This is a genomic window from Polaribacter litorisediminis, from assembly GCF_019968605.1.
In the GTDB taxonomy this organism is placed as follows: Bacteria; Bacteroidota; Bacteroidia; order Flavobacteriales; family Flavobacteriaceae; genus Polaribacter; species Polaribacter litorisediminis.
Genome location: NZ_CP082966.1, coordinates 1,492,887 through 1,513,243 on the forward strand (window position 1 = coordinate 1,492,887; position 20,357 = coordinate 1,513,243).

A 20,357-nucleotide genomic window follows, 5' to 3' on the forward strand; every position below is an offset into this window, starting at 1 on the left:
GTGTTGGTGTTAGTACCCTACCTTTAATTCATTTGTGGATTTTTCTAAATAAAATTAAAGAAGCGCCAAAATATCTTCTAAAATAGGATTGCTATTTTTTTTATTCCAAATTACGGAAAGTGTTGTTTTTTGAGGAATCATATCCAATTCAATAAATTTAATTTTATAACCTCCTCTGCGAGCTAACGATTGTGGCACAATAGAAATTCCAAAATTATTTTCCACTAATTTAAAAATAGAACTAGAGTGAATGGTATTATGAGAAATTAGAGGAGTAAAAGCGCAATCATCAAAAATTTGCATTACTTTTTCGTGGTAAGAGGCACTATACTTTGCATCAAAAAGAATGAAAGACTCCTCACTAAACTGCGCTAAACTTTTAAAATTATTTTTATGAATACTATGATTTTTGGGCAACACCAAACAAAAATTTTCTTTTAAAATTTCTTTTATTTCCAATGCTCTAGGAACCCTCTCTAAACGTACAAACCCAATATCCGAAGAAAAAGAAAGTAAATCATCTATTTGTTGCTGATTATCAATTTCTTTTAAATTAAAAAGTATATCTGGGTGATTTTTCTCAAAACTTAATAATAAATTAGGAATTACATCTTGCATGGCAGAACCCACATAACCAATTTTTAATTCTCCTTTCATACCATCATGCAATAATTTTGCATGATCTAAAGTATAAGAAAGTGTTTTTAGTTGCAATGAAAATTCTTTTTTTAAATACGCCCCAACTTTCGTTAGGAGCACCTTTCTATTATGACGTTCAAAAAGAACAACCCCCAACTCTTCCTCTAGCATTTTAATTTGTCTACTTAATCCTGGTTGAGAAATAAATAACTTCTCGGCTGCTTTTCTAAAATGTAATTCTTCGGCAACTGCTAAAAAATATCGAATGTGTCTTAATTCTATTTGATGCTTCATAGGTATTATTTATTACATTGATTAGTATTATAAAGCATCAAAAGTAATCATAACTTTGTAAAAACTCAACTAATAATAAACAATGTTTAAATACGGAATAGATCAACTTACACTTCTTAAAGTACGAGATATTGCTAACGGAAATTTAAAAACCATCATTACTAATGAAGCCAAAGAAAAAATAATTGCCTGCAGAAAAAAAGTAGAAACCATCACCAAAAAAAACAAAGCGGTATATGGTATAAATACTGGTTTTGGACCTTTGTGTGATGTGCAAATATCACCTAAAGAAACCCATCAACTTCAAACCAATTTACTCATTACACATGCTGTGGGGGTTGGTGAAAATATTGACAAACAATTGTCTAAATTGATGATGATTTGCAAAGTGCATGCATTATGTCAGGGTTTTTCTGGCGTTCGTTTAAAATTGATAGAACGTATTATTTATTTTATAGAAAATGATTTATTACCAACTGTTCCTATGCAAGGTTCTGTGGGAGCTTCGGGAGATTTAGCGCCTCTTTCTCACTTATTTTTACCAATTATTGGTGAAGGAGAATTTTGGGTGAATCATAAAATTCTTCCTGCCAAAGAAGTTTTAGAAAATCATAATTTACAACCTTTAGAATTGCATGCTAAAGAGGGTTTAGGCTTAATAAACGGCACTCAATTTATTTTAGCACATACGATTACCGGACTTCTAAAAATGGACTATTTATTGGATTTAGCAGATGTTTCTGGTGCCATGAGTATTGAAGGTTATAAAGGAAGTTCGTCTCCTTTTAGAGAAGAATTACATCGCATAAGACCGTTTAAAGGAAGTATAAAAGTTGCAGAAAGAATGCGAAATTTATTTAAAAACTCTCAAAACATTACTTCTCATGAGAATTGCGAACGTGTTCAAGACCCCTACTCTATGCGCTGTATTCCTCAGGTACATGGTGCTTCTAGAAATGCATTTTACCACTTACTAGAATTGGCGGAAATAGAAATGAATGCGGTTACCGATAACCCCATTGTATTGAGCGAAACAGAAGCAATTTCAGGAGGTAATTTTCACGGACAACCTTTGGCTATGGCATTAGATTACTGTTCAATTGCTGCATCAGAATTAGGAAATATTGCAGACCGACGTTGTTATTTATTGTTAGAAGGGAAATATGGTTTACCAAGATTACTAACTAAAAGTGGCGGTTTAAACTCTGGTTTTATGATTCCGCAATACACCACCGCAGCTTTGGTTACCGAAAACAAATCGTTGTGCTTCCCTCCTTCTGCAGATAGTATTCCAACTTCTTTAGGACAAGAAGATCATGTCTCGATGGGAAGTATTTCTGGTCGACAATTCAATGAAATTTTAGGGAATTTAGAAAAAATACTAGCTATCGAATTGATGTATGCCGCGCAAGCACTAGAATTTAGAAGACCCAATACATTTTCTAAAATCATAGAAAAAAATCATACAATTATTAGAGAAAAAGTTGATAAATTAGAAGAGGATAGACTTTTAAAGGATGATATTTATAATATGATTCAATTAGTGAGAAATAAAAATATTATCGTAAAATAAAATTAATCATGACGTTTCAAGAACAAATTTTACAAGGAATTCCTGCAATTTTACCTGCTAAAAGAAGCTATCCTAAAGATGCAAATAGAGCTCCAAAAAGAAAAGATATTTTAACAATTGAAGAAAAACAGCTCGCGATTAAAAATGCTTTACGATATTTTCCAAAAGATTGGCATCAAGAATTAGCTACTGAATTTGCGAATGAATTAAAAGAATTTGGCAGAATATATATGTATCGGTTCAAACCAGCGTATAAGATTTTTGCTAGATCAATTGCAGAATATCCTTCAAAAACACAGCAAGCTGCAGCCATCATGTTAATGATTCAGAATAATCTAAACCCATCAGTTGCGCAGCATCCAGAAGAACTCATCACCTATGGCGGAAATGGTGCTGTTTTTCAAAATTGGGTGCAATATCTTTTGGTCATGCAGTATTTAGCAATGATGACAGCAGAACAAACTTTACATGTATATTCGGGTCATCCCATGGGTTTATTTCCCTCCTCTAAAAATGCACCAAGAGTTGTCGTAACCAACGGAATGATGATTCCGAATTACTCAAAACCAAACGATTGGGAAAAGTTTAATGCTTTAGGAGTTACTCAATATGGGCAAATGACTGCGGGTTCATTTATGTATATTGGTCCGCAAGGAATTGTACACGGAACCACGATTACGGTGATGAACGCATTTCGAAAAATATTAAAAAAAGAGGAAAATCCGAATGGAAAAATATTTTTAACAGCAGGATTAGGCGGCATGAGTGGCGCACAACCCAAAGCGGGAACTATTGCAGGTTGTATTACAATTTGCGCAGAAGTAAACAAAAAAGCGGCTATAAAAAGATATGAGCAAGGTTGGGTAGATGTTTTAATTGATGATATTGATATTCTTGTTGAAAGAACCTTAAAAGCTCAAAAAAATAAAGAAATTGTTTCAATCGCTTTTATTGGAAATATTATTCATGTTTGGGAAAAATTTGATGAAGAAAATATCTTTATTCATATCGGTTCAGATCAAACGTCACTGCATATTCCTTGGACAGGGGGGTATTATCCTGCAGATATTTCTTATGAAGCTGCCAATATTTTACTAAGAGAAAATCCTGAATTATTTAAAAAAGAGGTACAAAAATCTTTAAGAAGGCACGCAAAATCTATCAATAATCATACTAAAAAAGGAACCTATTTCTTTGATTATGGAAATGCCTTTTTATTAGAAGCGTCAAGAGCTGGTGCCGATGTAATGGCAAAAAATAAGATTGATTTTAAATATCCTTCTTATGTGCAGGACATTTTAGGTCCCATGTGTTTCGATTATGGTTTTGGACCTTTTAGATGGGTGTGTGCTTCTGGGAATCCTAAAGATTTAGACAAAACGGATGCCATTGCTGCAACTGTTTTACAAGAATTAATGGAGAATTCACCCGAAGAAATAAAACTACAAATGCAGGATAATATCACTTGGATACAGAATGCAAAATCCAATAAAATGATTGTTGGTTCTCAAGCTAGAATTCTATATGCAGATGCTGAAGGGCGCATAAAAATTGCAGAAGCTTTTAATAATGCCATTGCAAAAGGAGAAATTGGCCCAATAATTTTAGGTAGAGATCATCATGATGTGAGTGGAACAGATTCTCCCTTTAGAGAAACTTCTAATATTTACGATGGTAGTAAATTTACTGCAGATATGGCAATTCATAATGTTATTGGAGATAGCTTTCGAGGTGCAACTTGGGTTTCTATTCATAATGGCGGCGGCGTTGGTTGGGGAGAAGTAATCAATGGTGGTTTCGGAATGCTCTTAGACGGCACAAAAGAGGCAGAACAGAAATTAAGAAATATGCTTTTTTATGATGTAAATAACGGAATTGCAAGAAGAAGTTGGGCAAGAAATAAAGAAGCTATTTTTGCCATAAAAAGAGAAATGGAAAGAACCCCAAATCTAAAAATTACGTTGCCTAACTTCGTGGAGGAAAATCTCTTAAAAAATTTATTTGAATGAATGTACTTTTTATAAATATCAAAGAATTAATTCAAGTACGAGAGCACTCCGTAGATTTTATTTCTGGGAAAGACATGAATGTTTTACCCACGATTAAAAACGCTTTTTTATTAGTTGAAAATGGATTCATTGCCGATTTTGGATTGATGGAACACTGCCCTAATATAGCAATTAAAACGATTGATGCTAGCGGAAGAATGATCTTACCTTCTTGGTGTGATTCTCATACGCACCTTGTGTATTCAGGCAATCGAGAAGATGAATTTGTTGCTAGAATTAACGGACTTTCATATGCTGAAATTGCTGAAAAGGGCGGCGGAATTTTAAACTCTGCTAAAAAACTACAAGAAACTTCAGAAGAAGATTTATACAACGAAAGTAAAATTCGATTAGAAGAAATTATTCAATTAGGCACAGGTGCTGTAGAAATAAAATCGGGATATGGTTTAACAAAAGATGCGGAGTTAAAAATGCTTCGTGTCATAAAAAAATTAAAAGAAAATTATTCGGTAGCGATAAAAGCTACTTTTTTAGGTGCTCATGCAATTCCAGCTGCCTATAAAAACCATAAAAGCGGGTATTTACAAATGTTAATTGATGATATGCTACCGATTATTGCAAAAGAAAAGTTAGCGGATTTTATCGATATTTTCTGTGAAACAGGCTATTTTTCTGTGAAAGATACAGCGCAAATCTTAAAAGCTGGACAAAAGCACGGACTCCGAGGTAAAATTCATGTCAATCAGTTTACTGCCATAGGCGGAGTTGAAGTTGCTGTTCAAAACAAAGCATTATCGGTAGACCATTTGGAAGAAATGAGAACTGAAGATATTGAAGCTCTTAAAAACACCAAAACAATGCCAGTTGCCTTGCCAAGTTGTTCTTATTTTTTAAGCATTCCGTATGCACCCGCTAGAAAAATGATCAACGCGGGTTTGCCTTTGGCCTTAGCAACAGATTACAACCCTGGTTCTACACCTTCTGGAAACATGAATTTTGTGGTTGCTACGGCTTGTATTAAAATGAAAATGACACCCGAAGAAGCTATAAATGCGGCAACAATTAACGGAGCTTATGCCATGAATTTACAAGAAAAAGTAGGTTCTATTACCAAAGGAAAATTAGCGAATTTAATTTTGACTAAGAAAATTAATTCTTATAATTTTATTCCTTATTCTTTTGGAAATCATCAAATTGAAAGCGTATTTTTAAAAGGGAATGAAATTAAAAAAGCATAAAATGGAATTCTTTAAAAATTTAAAAGTCGATTACACAACAGGGAATAAAAATAATTATTCTGGTAGAAGTTCTAAGCTTCCCAATCAATATTGGCATCAAGAAATAAAGGTTTCGAGTATTGAAAAACTAAAGATTCCGAATACTATTGATATTGGTTTGATTGGTTATGCTTGTGATGAAGGGGTTCAAAGAAATCAAGGTAGAATTGGCGCTAGAAAAGGTCCAAAAAGCATAAGAACTAAATTAGGAAAACTTCCGATTCATTTTAAAAATAAAAACATTACCGATTTTGGAGATATTATTTGCGTTGATACTAATTTAGAGGATTGCCAGAAAGCACTTTCTAAAAGCATTAGTACATTAATTAAGAATCATGTTTTACCAATTGCCATTGGTGGCGGCCATGATATAGCTTTGGCTAATTTCAACGGAATCAAAGATGCTATTAAAAATACTTCAAAAAATAACATCGGAATTATCAATTTTGATGCACATTTCGATGTAAGAAAAGTGGATACTCAAGGAAATTCAGGGACTCCTTTTTATCAAATTTTAAAAGAAAATGATACTGCTCGTTATTTTGCAATCGGAATTCAGCAACAATCAAACACCAAAGAATTATTTGAAATTGCAGCAGCATATAATGTTTCTTATGTTTCTAATTTTGACTGTGAATCCTTTGGCGAAGACTTAAAAAACAAACTAACTACTTTTATCGATCAAGTAGATTATATATACATCACAATCGATTTAGATGGGTTTTCATCCGCTTTTGCTCCGGGAGTAAGCGCACCTTCTGCACTCGGTTTTTCCCCTAACTTTGTTTATCAAGTTTTAACTTTTTTATTCCAAAGTAAAAAAGTCATTTCTTGTGATATTGCCGAATTAAACCCAAATTTTGATATAGACAGTGCTACCGCAGGTTTAGCAGCTAAATTAGTAGATTTTATGGTTTTGAATTCCTGAATCTTGAGAATAACAATAATTTGATAAAACGTTCGTACTCAAAAATAGCTAAATTTATAGTTGAGTTACTAAAATCGTTATTGTCATTTCATCAATACATAAAATTATAAAGGTATTTAGTCTTAGAGTGATTTCAGTTCTTAATTTGCTTTCAAAACAGATTATCATATTATTAACATTATAACGTATATATTAATTAAATAATAGTATTTGTAATCATTTACATATTTTTTAACTTATTTTTAGTCGATATATTGAATAAAACTCAAAGGTGTTCTTATTGACTAATACACTTATCCCATTAATATCTACATTTATTTTTCAAATGGACTCAAATACTACTGCGCTCTTTTTTTTAGCATTTTTTACTTTCTTTTAGTGTAGTTTTGAAGTGTCAGTAATTGTTAATAACTTATAATTCCCCCAATTATGAAAGTAAATACATTAAAACAAATAGCCATCCTTTTAATTTGTGCAGTAGGATTATACCTTTCAGGTAGTAATTTACTAAACATCGCTGGTATTAAATCTTTATCTGATGCAGCAACTGTGATAACTTTTTTCTCTTGTTTTTTTCCTTTCTCAATTTTGACAATAAACTTATCTATTAACTTTTTACAAATCTTTTTTAAATTTAAACCCCTACAATTATGAAAAAATTAGACAAACTTGAAATTTCCGGAATTATTTTTTGTGTTACCTGCTTATTACCATTGTTATTTGCTTTTTTAGTAGATTTAATGCACAAAGGCTCAAATTTTTAAGAAGCCAAAATTTATGAGCAATCTACATGAGTTTTCCCCCACTTTTTGATTGCTATCCGTATTTTACCCATAAAAAAAACTTGAAGATATTTTCTTCAAGTTTTTTTTAATAATATTCCAATTATTTTTCTTTACCATCTGGTATCGTTAAATGAATAATTGCAGCTAAACTAATTTTTTTGTGATGTTTTATAAATTGATGAAATGAAAGTTTTATTTTTTGAGTTTTCTTGTTTAGAAAATGAAATAAATCAGCATGAAAACTTAACTTTCTTTTCTCAAAACCTCTAATGGCGGACTTTTTAAAACACTTCTAATATTACTCAAACCGATGAATAATACCAAAATTGTAATGCCGGGTAGAAATACTAAAAACGGTACTGCAGAGGGTAAAAAGGGTTCTTTGAACAATAAAGTTGCTAATAATTGACTACTTACTAGCGACAATAAAATTCCGACCAAACTACCCAATACACCTAAATACACGTATTCAAGAGCCGTAATTTGTAATATTTGCTTGCTTTTAGCTCCTAATGTTCGTAACAAAACACTTTCTTTAATCCGCTGATATTTGCTATTTCTAACCGAACCGATTAAAACGATAATTCCCGTAAGAATACTAAAGAATGCCATAAAATTAATAATCCAAGATATTTTATCTAAAATATCCTCTACAATAGTAAAAATCTGTCTTAAATCTAAAATAGAAATATTTGGAAATTTCTTAACCAAATCCCTTTGCAAATCAGCAGACCTCGCTTCGTTAGGTACATAGGTTGTTAGCACATTAAACTGTGGTGCATTTTCTAAAATACCTAACGGAAATACAATAGAAAAGTTCAATTGCATATTTCCCCAATTCACTTTTCTGATACTTCCAATCTTGGTTTCCATTAAAACTCCTTGTACATTTAGTACTACTTCATCTCCAACTTTTAAATCGGCATCTCTTGCTATATTATCTGCAATCGAAATTAAAATCGGTTCGTTCGGATTTGCTTTTTGAACCCAAGATCCTTCTAATATTTCTTCGGATTCTAACAATTCATCTCGATAGGTAGTTCTAAACTCATGGTTTAAAATCCAACGATTCATGTTAGATGTAGAGTCTTTACGAATATCATTTACTAATCTATCTTTAATCCGATGCATTCGCATGGTAACAATCGGTATATTATCGATAACCTCTAAACCTTTAGGAAGAATTGTGTTTACAACCGCTTCTTTTTGTGCACTTTGTACATCCATTAAAATGATATTTGCATCATTTTTTTTATTCTCGATAGCTGTTTTTGCTAATAAAATATCTTTGGTAAAATACAACGTACTAATTAAAAAAGTACCCAATCCGATAGCTAAAATTAAGACCATTGTTTGATTATTTGGTCGATATAAATTCAGCAAACTTTGTCGTTTTATAAAACCCCAATTAGCAGGGAAATATTTTTTGATTGCCCTCATAAATAAACTTGAAACTGCTGCCATAATCGAGAAAGTAATTAAAATACCCACCGTAAATACAATTCCATTAAAAGCATCTTTTAACAACCAAAACGAAAATAAAAAGATAAAAAGTAAAATAGCCGCGAAAGTTAAAAGTCTTGCTTTTCTTGGTTTTACTAAATTTTCATCGGTACCTCTTAAAACTTCTAAGGGCGAAACATACCAAGTACCTAATAAAGGCAATAATGCAAATAAAACCGACATTAAAACACCTAGCATTACACCCATTATTATGGGTTGTATGGTAATCGATATTTGAACATCAAAAGGCAAAAATCCTTTTAAAATATAAGGAAATGCATATTGTAATCCCATCCCAATGGCGGAACCTAAAATTCCACCAATCAATCCTATGCCAAGAATTTGTAATACATAAATTAAAAAAGTTTGTCTTCTTGTCGCTCCCAAACATTTTAAAACAGCTACATTTTTTAGTTTTTCTTTGATATAAATATGCACGGAACTTGCAATTCCTATACAACCTAACAAAAGCGCAATAAATGCTGATAAATTTAAAAACCGGCTCACATTATCATATCTTCTGCCTAGTTGAGCACTCGTATTTGTATGCGTATCAAGATCTGCATTTTCATCATCTAAAATAGGATCTATTTTTTTATTCAACAAAACCAAATCCATGGAAGGTGGCGCAACGAAAAAATACTGATATTCTTTTCTACTTCCTATTTGTAAGAGTTCCGTTTCTTCTATAAAACGAAAAGGAATTAGCACGGTTGGTGCTACTGAACTAGAAATGGCGGTCGTTCCAGGAATTGATTTTAAGGCACCCAAAATCGGGAATGTTAACTTGCCTAATTTAATAGAATCTCCAGGTTTTAAATTATACTGCAATAATAAAGTAGCATCCACCAAGGCACCTCCCATTTTTTGATATTGTTGTGCAGCAATCACTGGTTCTGTATCTAAAGTTCCATAAAAAGGAAAATTACCCTCTATAGCCCTTACTTTTACTAATTTTGTCGCTTCATTTTTTGGAAACGCTGCCATAGAAACAAAATTAACTTCGGATGCGGCAACTTGTAAAGAATCTATAATTGCTTGTACTTTTTTAGAAGGGAGTTGTTTGCTATCAATAATAAAATCTGCGCCCATTAAGGCTTTCGACTGATTTTTAATATTATCTTTTAAATTTTCGCTAAACAATTGAATAGAAACTACTGCGGCAATTCCTAAAATAATGGATGCCATAAATAATAACAATCTAGAAAGACTTGCTTTACCATCTCTCCAAGCCATTTTAAACAGCCATTGCACCGAGGTTTTTGAGGTTAATTTGCTCATAAAATGGCTACCGTTTTTTCATTAGACATTATTTTACCTCCTTTTAATCGCAAAATTTGCTGGGTTCTATTGGCCAATTCTAAATCATGTGTAATAATTACCAAAGTAGTACCAGCTTCTTTATTTAATTGAAAAAGTAGTTGAATAACCTTTTCCCCAGTTTCTTCATCTAAATTTCCTGTGGGTTCATCTGCAAATAAAATTGAAGGTTTGTTAGAAAATGCTCTAGCCAGTGCAACCCGTTGCTGCTCGCCACCCGATAATTGCGAAGGATAATGATGCACACGATCTGATAAACCTACTTTTTGTAAAAGTGCTAAACCCACTTTAGCAGCATTTTTTTCACCTTGAAGTTCTAACGGAACAATTACATTTTCTAAGGCTGTAAGTGTAGGCAATAATTGAAAATTTTGAAATATAAAACCAACTTCTTTGTTCCGTAGCAGCGCACGTTCATCTTCATTTAAATCATGTAAATTATTTCCGCATAATTCGATACTTCCAGAACTCGGGTAATCTAAACCTGCGCATAAACCTAATAAAGTCGTTTTTCCACTTCCGGATGGACCTATAATAGAAAAGATACTTCCTTTTTCTATCTCAAAAGAAATATCGTTTAATACTGTTAATTTTTTGGAACCACTGTTATAGGTCTTCTCAAGTTGATGAATCTTTAATATCTTTGTCATTGTATTCATTTCAAATAAATTTACTGAAAATGCTAAACCTGAAAAATAAACAATTGCAGCCAAACATTAAAGATAGTGCTTTTAATGTTTTCATAAAGTTATGTTATTTTTCATCTGTCATATTGTTACTTTCTTGTGGATCGGATACGTCTAAAAAATCAGAAAACATTGACAATGTAACTCAGAATACTGAAAGTAAGAAAACAGAAAAAAATGTTTCAAAAAAGATTTTATTTTTTGGTGATAGTTTAACGGCTGGTTATGGTTTAGAAGATATCAATGATGCTTTTCCTGCGTTGATTCAAAATAAAATAGATGCTCTTTCTTTAGATTATACAGTCATCAATTCCGGTTTAAGTGGGGAAACGTCCGCTGGTGGAAAAAGCAGAATTAACTGGGTGTTAAATCAAAAAATAGATATTTTTATACTAGAATTGGGTGCAAATGATGGTTTACGCGGCATTCCTTTAAAAGAAACTAGAAAAAACCTACAAGCTATTATTGATGCTGTGCTTGCCAAAAATGCGGATACCAAAATTGTTTTAGCAGGCATGCAACTTCCGCCAAATATGGGAAACGATTATATTACAGAGTTTAAAAAGATTTTTCCTGAATTAGCAAAAAAGAATGGTTTGGAATTAATTCCGTTTTTATTGAAAAATGTTGGTGGAATTCCTGCTTTAAATCAATCCGATGGTATTCATCCAACGGCAGAAGGTCAAAAAATACTTGCGAATAATGTTTGGGCAGTTTTAGAACCAATGCTTACTTCCTAAAAAATTACTACGCGTGTTTTTTTCTTGCAGATAGTATGTTAATGCTTTTTGTCTGTAACTGTTTGTACTGCCCAATCTGGAAAAACGGTTGGATCAATATCAAATATAACAGTACCCCAAACTATTGTCATAATTACAATAATGATCGTTGCAAAGATGTCTATTATGACTCCTGTTTTTATCATTTGAAACATTTTTAACTTTCCAGTACCAAATACAATGGCATTTGGTGGCGTTGCTATCGGTAACATAAAAGCCATGGATGCTGCTAAAGTAACCGGAATCATTATTAATAAAGGATTGACTTTTATTTCTGTTGCTAATCCAGAAATAATAGGTAACATCATTTCTGTAGTTGCGGTGTTCGATGTAAATTCGGTAAGCGTAGACATTAAAGTTGTTAATGTGCCTACCAACATGATTGGAGACATATCTTTTGTTCCTCCTAAAAGTCCACCAACATAATTAGACAATCCAGAATCGATAAATCCTTTGGCTAAAGCAAAACCACCTCCAAATAAAAACACAATATGCCAAGGTAATTTTAGCATGATTTGCCAGTTTACCAAAGCTTCTTTCTTTTTGCTAGAAGGAATAATAAATAACAACATGGCAATAAAAATAGCAACAGTTCCATCATTTAAAAATTTAGGGTTTTGAAAAAAGGAACTCCATCCAGGAATAGTTACAAAACCAAGGTTAAGATTAGATCTGAATACCCATAAAACAGCTAAAGACACAAACAAAATAAAGACACGTCTTTGTTCTGCACTTACTTTTCCAAGAGCTTTATATTTATCACTGAAGAAAGAGGTATCTAAGTTTTCAATTTTTCCTTTTGGTTTATACGTAAAATATAATAGCAACAACGAAAAAATAAAAATCATCACTGTAATTGGAAATGCAAAAGTGATCCATTGCCCAAACGAAATTTCGGGTGCTTCAGGATAAATAATTTCGAAGATTCTTAAAAAGGATAAATTAGGCGGTGTTCCTACAAGGGTTGCAATACCTCCTATAGAACAAGCATGCGCAATAGCTAATAACAAACCGGCAGCAAACGAACTTATTTTTCCTTCCCCATACACTTCTTCTAAAGCTGCTGTTACCGAAAAAGCAATCGGCAACATCATCATAGCCGTTGCTGTATTAGACATCCACATCGATAAAAATGATGATGCCAACATAAAACCTAACATAATTCTAAACGGACTCCCTCCAACAGTTGATAGTATTTTTAGTGCAATTCGTTTGTGAAGATTCCATTTCTCCATCGCTAACGCCATGATAAAACCTCCAATAAATAAAAAAATCACATAATTTATATAGGCATTCGATATTGCTTTTCCGTCTAAAACGCCTAGCATAGGGAATAAAACGATGGGCAGTAATGATGTAATCCCGATAGGCAATGCCTCCGTAACCCACCAAAAAGCCATAAGCACAGCAATAGCCGCCGTATAAGTAACTTCTGGTTTTCCGGGTTGTAGATCTACAAAAAAAATCATTCCAAAAAACACAAGCAATCCGGCAATTATTAATTTCATATTAATTTCTGTGTTCGCTTCAAAAGTTGCCATAAGTAATTGGTTTTAGTTAATTTAGATTTGATATTTCATTACAAACATTCCTTTGTGTGTATCTACTTTTATTCGATTATGAATATTTTAAAAAATAGGTTTGTCTTCATATTGTAAACTTAAGATTTTGTTATAAGCTTTGATACAGTAGTTTATACTCATATCGCAAACCATTATTTTATCATCTAAAACATCAAAATCTGAATACAGTATCGTTATATCGAATTGTAATGGTCTATTATTTTTAAATGTACGGAATAAATATTCTTTTCAAAGGATAAATTATATGTCAAAACTTATTTCAATATTCTAAGATTAAAAAAAAAAAAAGAATGTTTGATGCATACTATAAAAGATGCACTTCAGAATAAACAAATAAAGAGCTGTATGCATTCATTATTTTAATAAGAACCTTTAAAAACCACCTTGAACAAAACGAACTTCAAAAAAATAATTGCATCAATATAATTGTATCTTTGCCTCATTATAAGAAACACATTACACCGAATAAATTTTTAGTTAATTTCTATGCCCTTTAAAAAATTACATGCCTCTATAAAAGAGAAGCTAGAATCTCTTGAAATAAATACTCCGACTCCATTTCAAAGCAAAAGTATTCCTTTGATTAAAAGTGGTGCAAATATATTTTGTACTGCTCCAGAAAATAGTGGAAAAACAACCACATTACTTCTTACCACGATGCAAAAGTTACAATGTGAGGAAGTAGGAACAGCGCCAAGAGCAATTATTTTAGTAGGTGATAATGAAAAAGCAAAAGCCTTGTATGATACTTTTAATGAGTACACAAGACGTACTTCGTTGCGCGTTTATGTATGTGATGAAAAGTTGCACATTGATTTGCTAAAATCAGAAATTTTTGAAGGCACAGATATTTTAATCGCAACGCCTCAAATAATGAATAAGTTGCTTTTATTAAATGGCGTAAATGTTACGCAGTTAAAACTATTTTGCATTGACGATGCTGAATTTTTAAGTCAAAAAACTCCGTTATCGAATATTATGGCAATTACCCAAAGCCTTGCAAAGTGTCAGTTTGTAATTTATTCAGAGAAAATGCATCCGTTTTTAAAGCGTTTTGAATCTTATTTTATGACGAATGCTAGAACGATTGGTCTGTAGAAATTTGACTAATCCATATTATTTAAAGTTTAATTTACGATTAAAAAATTAAAAATAATGATTCCTAAATTACACTATCTCTCTCAAGGAAATTCTCCGAAAGAACATTTAGAAAATATACAAAAGGCATGCTCAGCTGGGGCAGAATTAGTGCAATTACGTTTAAAAAATATATCAGAAAAAAAATATTTAAAATTAGCGGAACAAGCGAGAGAAATTACTGCTCACTTTCAAACTAGATTATTGATAAACGGTGATTATAAAATAGCAAAAAGTATCAAGGCTGATGGTGTTCATTTAGAAAAATCAGGTGCTTGTCCAAACATTGCCAGAACTCATATATACACTTGGCAAATTATTGGTAGTACTGCAAATACCTTGCAAGATTGTGAAACCTTAATTGGCAAACAAGTTGATTATATTAGTTTAAGTCCTTTTAGAGTTTCGAAAGCTCAAGAATCTTTATCAAAACCATTAGGTTTAGCGGGTTATAAAGCAATTATGGATGTTTTAAAAACCGAAACACCTATTATTGGTGCTGGAGGAATTACCTCTAAAGATGTGAAAAATATTTTAGAAACAGGAATTTCTGGAGTGGGAGTTTCTAATGAAATTACAAGGGATTTTAATTCGATTAAAGTGTTGAATGAATTATTGAAAGCTTCATCAACCGAAGAAAAACGGCACACTTTTTAAATAAAACCAATTATTTTTTAAAAGTGAACCTTTAAACCATTAAACTATGAATTTAGAACATTTATTATACGATTACTTTATAAAAACTGGAATAAATGAGACATCAGCAGCCTATTTAAATATGGCTATTTTATTAATTACTGTCTTATCTATAGCCGTTTTGGTTGATGTACTCATTAGAAAAATTATGTTACAATTATTTACCCAGTTTGCCGATAAAAGTAAAACCAATTTCGATGATTTATTAGTGAAAAACAAAGTACCACGTAATATTGCACATATCATTCCTTTAATTTTTGTTTTAGAGTGCACGCCATTAGTCTTTTCAGACTTTCCATATATCGAAAATATTATTCAAAAAAGCCTTGAAGTATTTACAATTGTTTTAATTCTTTGGATTGTTAGAAGCCTTTTAAGCACCCTGAAAGATTATTTTAAAACCTTGCCAGGCCTAAAAGACAAACCCATAGATAGCTATATCCAAGTATTTATGATTTTTGCTTGGGTCTTTGGTATTTTATCTGCTTTTGCCATCATAACAGGCATAGAGTTTATCAAGTTTATTACCACCATTGGAGCTGCTTCCGCTGTAATTCTATTAATTTTTAAAGATACTATCCTTGGTTTTGTTGCTAGTATTCAAGTTTCTATCAATGATATGGTAAGAATTGGAGACTGGATTACTTTTGAAAAATATGGTGCTGATGGTGATGTTATAGAAATTAATCTGTCTACCGTAAAAGTTCAAAATTTTGATAAAACCATTACTACAATTCCTACTTATGCTTTAATTTCTGATTCTTTTAAAAACTGGAGAGGCATGTCGGAATCTGGAGGAAGACGTATCAAGAGATCCTTACATATTAATTTGGATAGTATTCATTATTTATCAAAAATTGAAGTAGACAATTTAAAGAAAATTCAATCTATTCAGACGTATTTAGAGACACGTCAAGCTGATATTGATGACTACAATAAGAAAAATAACATTAACAAAGAGCTTTTGTTAAATGGAAGGAACCTAACGAATATTGGAGTTTTTAGAAAATATATTGAAACTTACATAGAAAATCACTCTGGTACTAACAAAGAAATGATGATTATGGTGCGTCAGTTATCACCAGGAACTCAAGGAATTCCTCTTGAAATTTATGCTTTTAGTAGTGATAAACGTTGGCAAAACTATGAATATATTATGTCTGATATTTTTGACCATGTAATTGCCGCAGTTCCTTATTTTGGTTTAGAAATATTTGAACTTCCTAGTAATTCTAGTTTTATCCGTTCAAAAGAATAAATTATTTCTTAAATTAAGGAATAAAAGTATATAATAGAAAAGAAATCTTCTTATGCGGATTTAATCGCTATTTCTATACGCTTTTATAAAATGCTATTATACCTTTTACAAATCTATATAGTCTTAGTTTTTTTGTAAACTTGTTCTCACAAATTAATAACTCAAAACAAAACGTTGGATTTACTTGCAGTTTTAACATGGTTTTCAGGATTGGCTTTTATCTATTTCGGCATTAGCTGCTTTTATTCAAAGTTTATTATCGATGAGTTTATTCGTTATAAGTTACCAAATTTTAGAAAACTAACCGGATTTCTTCAACTATTAGGTGCTATAGGCTTATTTTTAGGGCTTTATGTATTTCCTATACTCTTACTATTAGCTTCTTCGGGGCTGTGCATATTAATGCTTGCAGGCTTTATTGTCAGGTTAAAAATTAAGGATAATTTTATAAAATCTGCTCCTTCTTTTACGTTTGCAGCTTTAAATTTATTTATCGCTATCAAAACTTTCTACACCTACTTTTAGAACGAATAATAGGCAATAAATAGATTTATACTCATAAATAAAAAAGCTGGAAACGATTTGTACAATGCATCTTTTACCCTTAAATGCATAATTATAGAGCCGAGCAGTAGCGCAGCTAAACCTAAACTTCCTATTATAGCCAAATTCTCAAAATAAATAGAACTCAGTAATATAAGGGCTAAACTTACTTTTAAAAAACCTATGAAGTAACAAAATGACTTAGATAAGCCATATACTCGAAACTCTTCAAATATATTTTTTGCATTACCACCTCTCCACTTGGTCGCTTTTTGGGGCTGAATTAACCAAACATTTAAGATACTAATGCCCACAATTAATTTTAAAGTGATGATAATATAGTCGATTATAGTCATAATTATTTCATTTTTGATAATGCCTAAATTAAGAAAATAATTTTAGTTTAATAGCCATTTCGTATAGAATCTATTTTTATGCATTGTTAATGGAGTATCTCCTACTCATATTTTAAAAATAACAAAGATTTAAGCTTTTATAAAGTGAATGTATCTATATAAATTCGCTGAACCCGTATATTTGTTTTTTTATAAAATTATTTAATCAAATTTGGAGCAAATAAAGGCATATTTAGATCAAGTCGCTACGATATCTCAAGCAGATTGGGAGTTTTTTATTTCAAAATTACAGCGTCGTGAGATACCGAAGAAATCCGTTTTTTTGCAAATCAATGAAATAGAAAATCATATTTCCTTTATAGAGTCTGGAGTGGTACGTTTGTTTATCCCAAAAGAAAATCCAGAAAAAGAAATTACATTTGGCTTTAGTTTTAAAGATCAATTTATTAGCGCTTATGATTCCTTTTTAACACAAAAACCCTCTTTATATCAACTGCAATCTCTTACCAAAACAACTCTTTTAAGTATTACTTATCGTGATTTACAAGAAGTTTATAAAACTACTCAGATTGGTAATTTAATAGGGAGATTAACGGCAGAGCGTCTTTTTCTTATCAAATCTAAACGAGAACAAAATTTATTAAATCTTACTGCAGAAGAGCGCTATAAAAGATTATTTAAAGAAAGACCAGAACTTCTAAAAGTGATTCCTCTAAAATATATTAGTTCTTATATTGGCGTTACAGCGCAAGCTTTAAGTCGTATTCGAAAACGTGTTTAATTGATTTAGGTTCATTGTTTGCTGCATTTTATCAGATTATCTTTGTAAAAAAAACAAATGATCATCATCCTTTTTATCCTAACGCTTTGGTACGGGGGCTTATTTTTTCAATCTTTCTTTTTGCATCGGTATGCCGCACATCAAGTTTTTACGATGTCTAAATTTATGGAGCGTATGACATTCGTTTTTACTTGGATTTTTCAAGGTTCTAGTTATTTGAGTGCGTATGGTTACGGAATTATGCATAGAATGCACCATGCGTATACGGATACTGAAAAAGATCCCCACTCCCCTTCTTATGATGCCAATTTGTTTGCAATGATGTGGAAAACCAAAACCATATATCAGGATATAAATGATCAAAAAATTGCTGTAGATGCAAAATTTACTAAAAATGTTCCGCAATGGAAAACATTTGATGCTTTTGCAAGCTCTCGATTTTCTCGACTGCTTTGGATTACTTTTTACATCCTTTTCTTTGCTTATTTTGCAACAGCTTTATGGCAATGGTTTTTGTTACCCATCGCACTTTTAATGGCACCAATTCATGGTGTAATTATCAATTGGTTTGGTCATATTTATGGGTATGTAAATTATAAGATGAAAAATACGAGTAAAAATTTATTTCATTTTGATTTTTTAATGATGGGCGAAGGATATCATAACAATCACCATAAACATGCTAGTAGCGCAAATTTTGGGGTAAAATGGCATGAAGTTGATGTAACCTACATGATTATTAAAGTACTAGATTTCTTTAAAATAATTCAGTTAAAGAAAAATTAGTACAACATAGGTGTTTTTTGCAGCTAAAATCTAAACGGTATACATTCTAACTTTCTTCTTTTTTAAGCGAGCGTTATTCAGTTTTTCCACCAAACTTTCGGCTAAACTCAAAGGAACGGCTACAAAGGCACAATCTTGTTTCAATTCGATACCTCCCAATTGATCTTTAGATAATTTGCCTTGTTTGATAAACAATCCTGCAATATCACCTTTTGAAATTTTATCCTTTCTTCCGCCAGAAATAAAAACAGTTTCCCAATAAGCAGGTTTTCTTTCTGCTTGTTTAGAAATATCTTGTACTGCTGCATTTTTTATAAAATCGGGTAAGTGTTCGTCTTTCCATTTTAAAACATAAGCGGTTCCAGTGGCAGAAACTCTTGCTGTTCGCCCATTTCTGTGTGTAAATTCTTCAATAGCATTTGGCAATTCATAATGAATTATATAATTCATTTCAGGAACATCAATTCCTCTTGCTGCTAAATCCGTGGCAATTAAAATTTGATTGGTTCCGTTTCTAAATTTTATCAAAGAACGTTCTCTATCTTTCTGTTCCATGCCGCCACTAAAACAACCATGTCTAATATTTTTACTTTCTAAAAAAGTACTCACATTATGGATGCTATCTTTTAAGTTACAGAATATAATTCCTTGCTGATTGCCTAAATGATTTAATAAATGTAACAAGGTATTTAGTTTATTTTTGGCTGGAGAAATTACCGTTTTTACAACTAATTTAGAAGTTGTTGCTTTTAAATAATTTACGGTATTTGGCTTTGTTAAACCAACAAAATCAGGAATCTCAACTCCCTGTGTAGCAGAGGTTAATATTCGTTTATCTAAACAACTTAATTGATTGATAATTCCTCTCATTTCATATTCAAAACCAACTTCTAATGATTTATCAAACTCATCTAAAATTAATATTTTTATAAAATCTTTAGAGAATCTTTCATTTACAAAATGGTCAGAAACTCTTCCTGGAGTTCCAATTAATATGGCAGGCACATGTTTTAATTCAATTTTATCTTTAGACATGGGTCTACCGCCATAAACCGCATTTACTTTATAACCTGACCCCATAGAACGAATGACTTGTTCAATTTGAATGGCTAATTCTCTTGAAGGCACTAAAATTAATGCCTGAACTTCTTCTAAGTCAGGATCTAATCTTTTTAACAACGGTAACGAAAAAGCCAAGGTTTTTCCGGTTCCTGTTGGCGAAAGTAGAATTGTATTCTCATTTTTATTGATGGTAGCAATAGCTTCCTCTTGCATCGGGTTTAACTGAACAATATTCAGTTTTTGTAATATTTCTTTTTGTCCTTTGATGTGATTTGCCATAATGATTGCTAATTTTTTATCTGTTTGATGCTCCTAATTTTAAGGCCATCTATTTTTAAAATATACTTTTGTTTTCAGTAACA

At 31.6% G+C, this 20,357-nt stretch carries 17 protein-coding genes; 11 read left to right on the forward strand and 6 right to left on the reverse strand.

Annotation, left to right across the window (positions count from 1 at the left end):
* Window positions 1-54: 54 nt before the first annotated feature.
* Window positions 55-933: a LysR family transcriptional regulator gene (locus tag K8354_RS06440; RefSeq protein WP_223446464.1), complete on the reverse strand. Its 879-nt coding sequence runs from the start codon at window positions 931-933 to the stop codon at window positions 55-57.
* An 82-nt stretch (window positions 934-1,015) separates the two neighbouring features.
* On the opposite strand from K8354_RS06440, the gene hutH reads away from it, so the two are divergent.
* The 4 genes from hutH to hutG are packed head-to-tail and all read left to right on the forward strand — an operon-like array spanning window position 1,016 to window position 6,720.
* Window positions 1,016-2,506 (forward strand): histidine ammonia-lyase, encoded by a 1,491-nt coding sequence (hutH, locus tag K8354_RS06445; RefSeq protein ID WP_223446466.1) that lies wholly within the window; start codon window positions 1,016-1,018, stop codon window positions 2,504-2,506.
* Between the two features lie 8 nt (window positions 2,507-2,514).
* Entirely contained in the window at window positions 2,515-4,515 is a 2,001-nt protein-coding gene (gene hutU, locus K8354_RS06450; protein ID WP_223446468.1) for a urocanate hydratase, read from the forward strand.
* Window positions 4,512-5,753 (forward strand): imidazolonepropionase, encoded by a 1,242-nt coding sequence (hutI, locus tag K8354_RS06455; protein WP_223446470.1) that lies wholly within the window; start codon window positions 4,512-4,514, stop codon window positions 5,751-5,753. The genes hutU and hutI overlap by 4 nt, the downstream gene beginning before the upstream one ends.
* 1 nt (window position 5,754) lies before the next feature.
* On the forward strand, window positions 5,755-6,720 hold the full coding sequence (gene hutG, locus K8354_RS06460) for a formimidoylglutamase (RefSeq protein WP_223446472.1): 966 nt from the start codon (window positions 5,755-5,757) through the stop codon (window positions 6,718-6,720).
* 1,028 nt (window positions 6,721-7,748) lie between these two features.
* Here the strand turns inward: hutG and K8354_RS06465 are convergent.
* Together K8354_RS06465 and K8354_RS06470 are read right to left on the reverse strand one after the other, a co-directional pair.
* Window positions 7,749-10,244 (reverse strand): ABC transporter permease, encoded by a 2,496-nt coding sequence (locus K8354_RS06465; protein WP_437440125.1) that lies wholly within the window; start codon window positions 10,242-10,244, stop codon window positions 7,749-7,751.
* 41 nt (window positions 10,245-10,285) lie between these two features.
* Complete coding sequence (locus tag K8354_RS06470; RefSeq protein WP_223446476.1) at window positions 10,286-10,978, reverse strand: ABC transporter ATP-binding protein; 693 nt, start codon at window positions 10,976-10,978, stop codon at window positions 10,286-10,288.
* Between the two features lie 29 nt (window positions 10,979-11,007).
* Here K8354_RS06470 and K8354_RS06475 point away from each other — a divergent pair, with 29 nt between their 5' ends.
* Window positions 11,008-11,754 (forward strand): arylesterase, encoded by a 747-nt coding sequence (locus K8354_RS06475; protein ID WP_223446478.1) that lies wholly within the window; start codon window positions 11,008-11,010, stop codon window positions 11,752-11,754.
* Window positions 11,755-11,792: 38 nt separating this feature from the next.
* Here K8354_RS06475 and K8354_RS06480 read toward each other — a convergent pair whose 3' ends face one another.
* Window positions 11,793-13,334 (reverse strand): SLC13 family permease, encoded by a 1,542-nt coding sequence (locus tag K8354_RS06480; protein WP_223446479.1) that lies wholly within the window; start codon window positions 13,332-13,334, stop codon window positions 11,793-11,795.
* Between the two features lie 528 nt (window positions 13,335-13,862).
* On the opposite strand from K8354_RS06480, the gene K8354_RS06485 reads away from it, so the two are divergent.
* From K8354_RS06485 to K8354_RS06500, 4 genes are all read left to right on the forward strand, one after another.
* Window positions 13,863-14,474 carry a DEAD/DEAH box helicase gene (locus K8354_RS06485; protein WP_223446481.1) on the forward strand — a complete coding sequence of 204 codons (612 nt, stop codon included), beginning with the start codon at window positions 13,863-13,865 and terminating at the stop codon, window positions 14,472-14,474.
* A 57-nt stretch (window positions 14,475-14,531) separates the two neighbouring features.
* Complete coding sequence (locus tag K8354_RS06490) at window positions 14,532-15,170, forward strand: thiamine phosphate synthase (protein WP_223446483.1); 639 nt, start codon at window positions 14,532-14,534, stop codon at window positions 15,168-15,170.
* Window positions 15,171-15,216: 46 nt separating this feature from the next.
* A complete protein-coding gene (locus K8354_RS06495; RefSeq protein WP_223446485.1) occupies window positions 15,217-16,467 on the forward strand; it encodes a mechanosensitive ion channel family protein in 1,251 nt (416 codons plus the stop codon).
* 174 nt (window positions 16,468-16,641) lie between these two features.
* Window positions 16,642-16,992, forward strand: a complete 351-nt coding sequence (locus K8354_RS06500) for a DoxX family protein (RefSeq protein ID WP_223446487.1) — start codon at window positions 16,642-16,644, stop codon at window positions 16,990-16,992.
* Here the strand turns inward: K8354_RS06500 and K8354_RS06505 are convergent.
* Window positions 16,989-17,366 (reverse strand): DoxX family protein, encoded by a 378-nt coding sequence (locus tag K8354_RS06505; RefSeq protein WP_223446490.1) that lies wholly within the window; start codon window positions 17,364-17,366, stop codon window positions 16,989-16,991. The two genes, K8354_RS06500 and K8354_RS06505, sit on opposite strands and share 4 nt — an antisense overlap.
* A gap of 211 nt (window positions 17,367-17,577) precedes the next feature.
* Here K8354_RS06505 and K8354_RS06510 point away from each other — a divergent pair, with 211 nt between their 5' ends.
* Together K8354_RS06510 and K8354_RS06515 are read left to right on the forward strand one after the other, a co-directional pair.
* The gene (locus K8354_RS06510; protein ID WP_223446493.1) at window positions 17,578-18,147 is read left to right on the forward strand and encodes a Crp/Fnr family transcriptional regulator; all 570 of its coding nucleotides are present in this window, start codon (window positions 17,578-17,580) and stop codon (window positions 18,145-18,147) included.
* A 57-nt stretch (window positions 18,148-18,204) separates the two neighbouring features.
* The gene (locus K8354_RS06515; RefSeq protein WP_223446496.1) at window positions 18,205-18,933 is read left to right on the forward strand and encodes an acyl-CoA desaturase; all 729 of its coding nucleotides are present in this window, start codon (window positions 18,205-18,207) and stop codon (window positions 18,931-18,933) included.
* Window positions 18,934-18,963: 30 nt separating this feature from the next.
* Here K8354_RS06515 and K8354_RS06520 read toward each other — a convergent pair whose 3' ends face one another.
* Window positions 18,964-20,274 carry a DEAD/DEAH box helicase gene (locus K8354_RS06520; RefSeq protein ID WP_223446498.1) on the reverse strand — a complete coding sequence of 437 codons (1,311 nt, stop codon included), beginning with the start codon at window positions 20,272-20,274 and terminating at the stop codon, window positions 18,964-18,966.
* Window positions 20,275-20,357 lie beyond the last annotated feature (83 nt).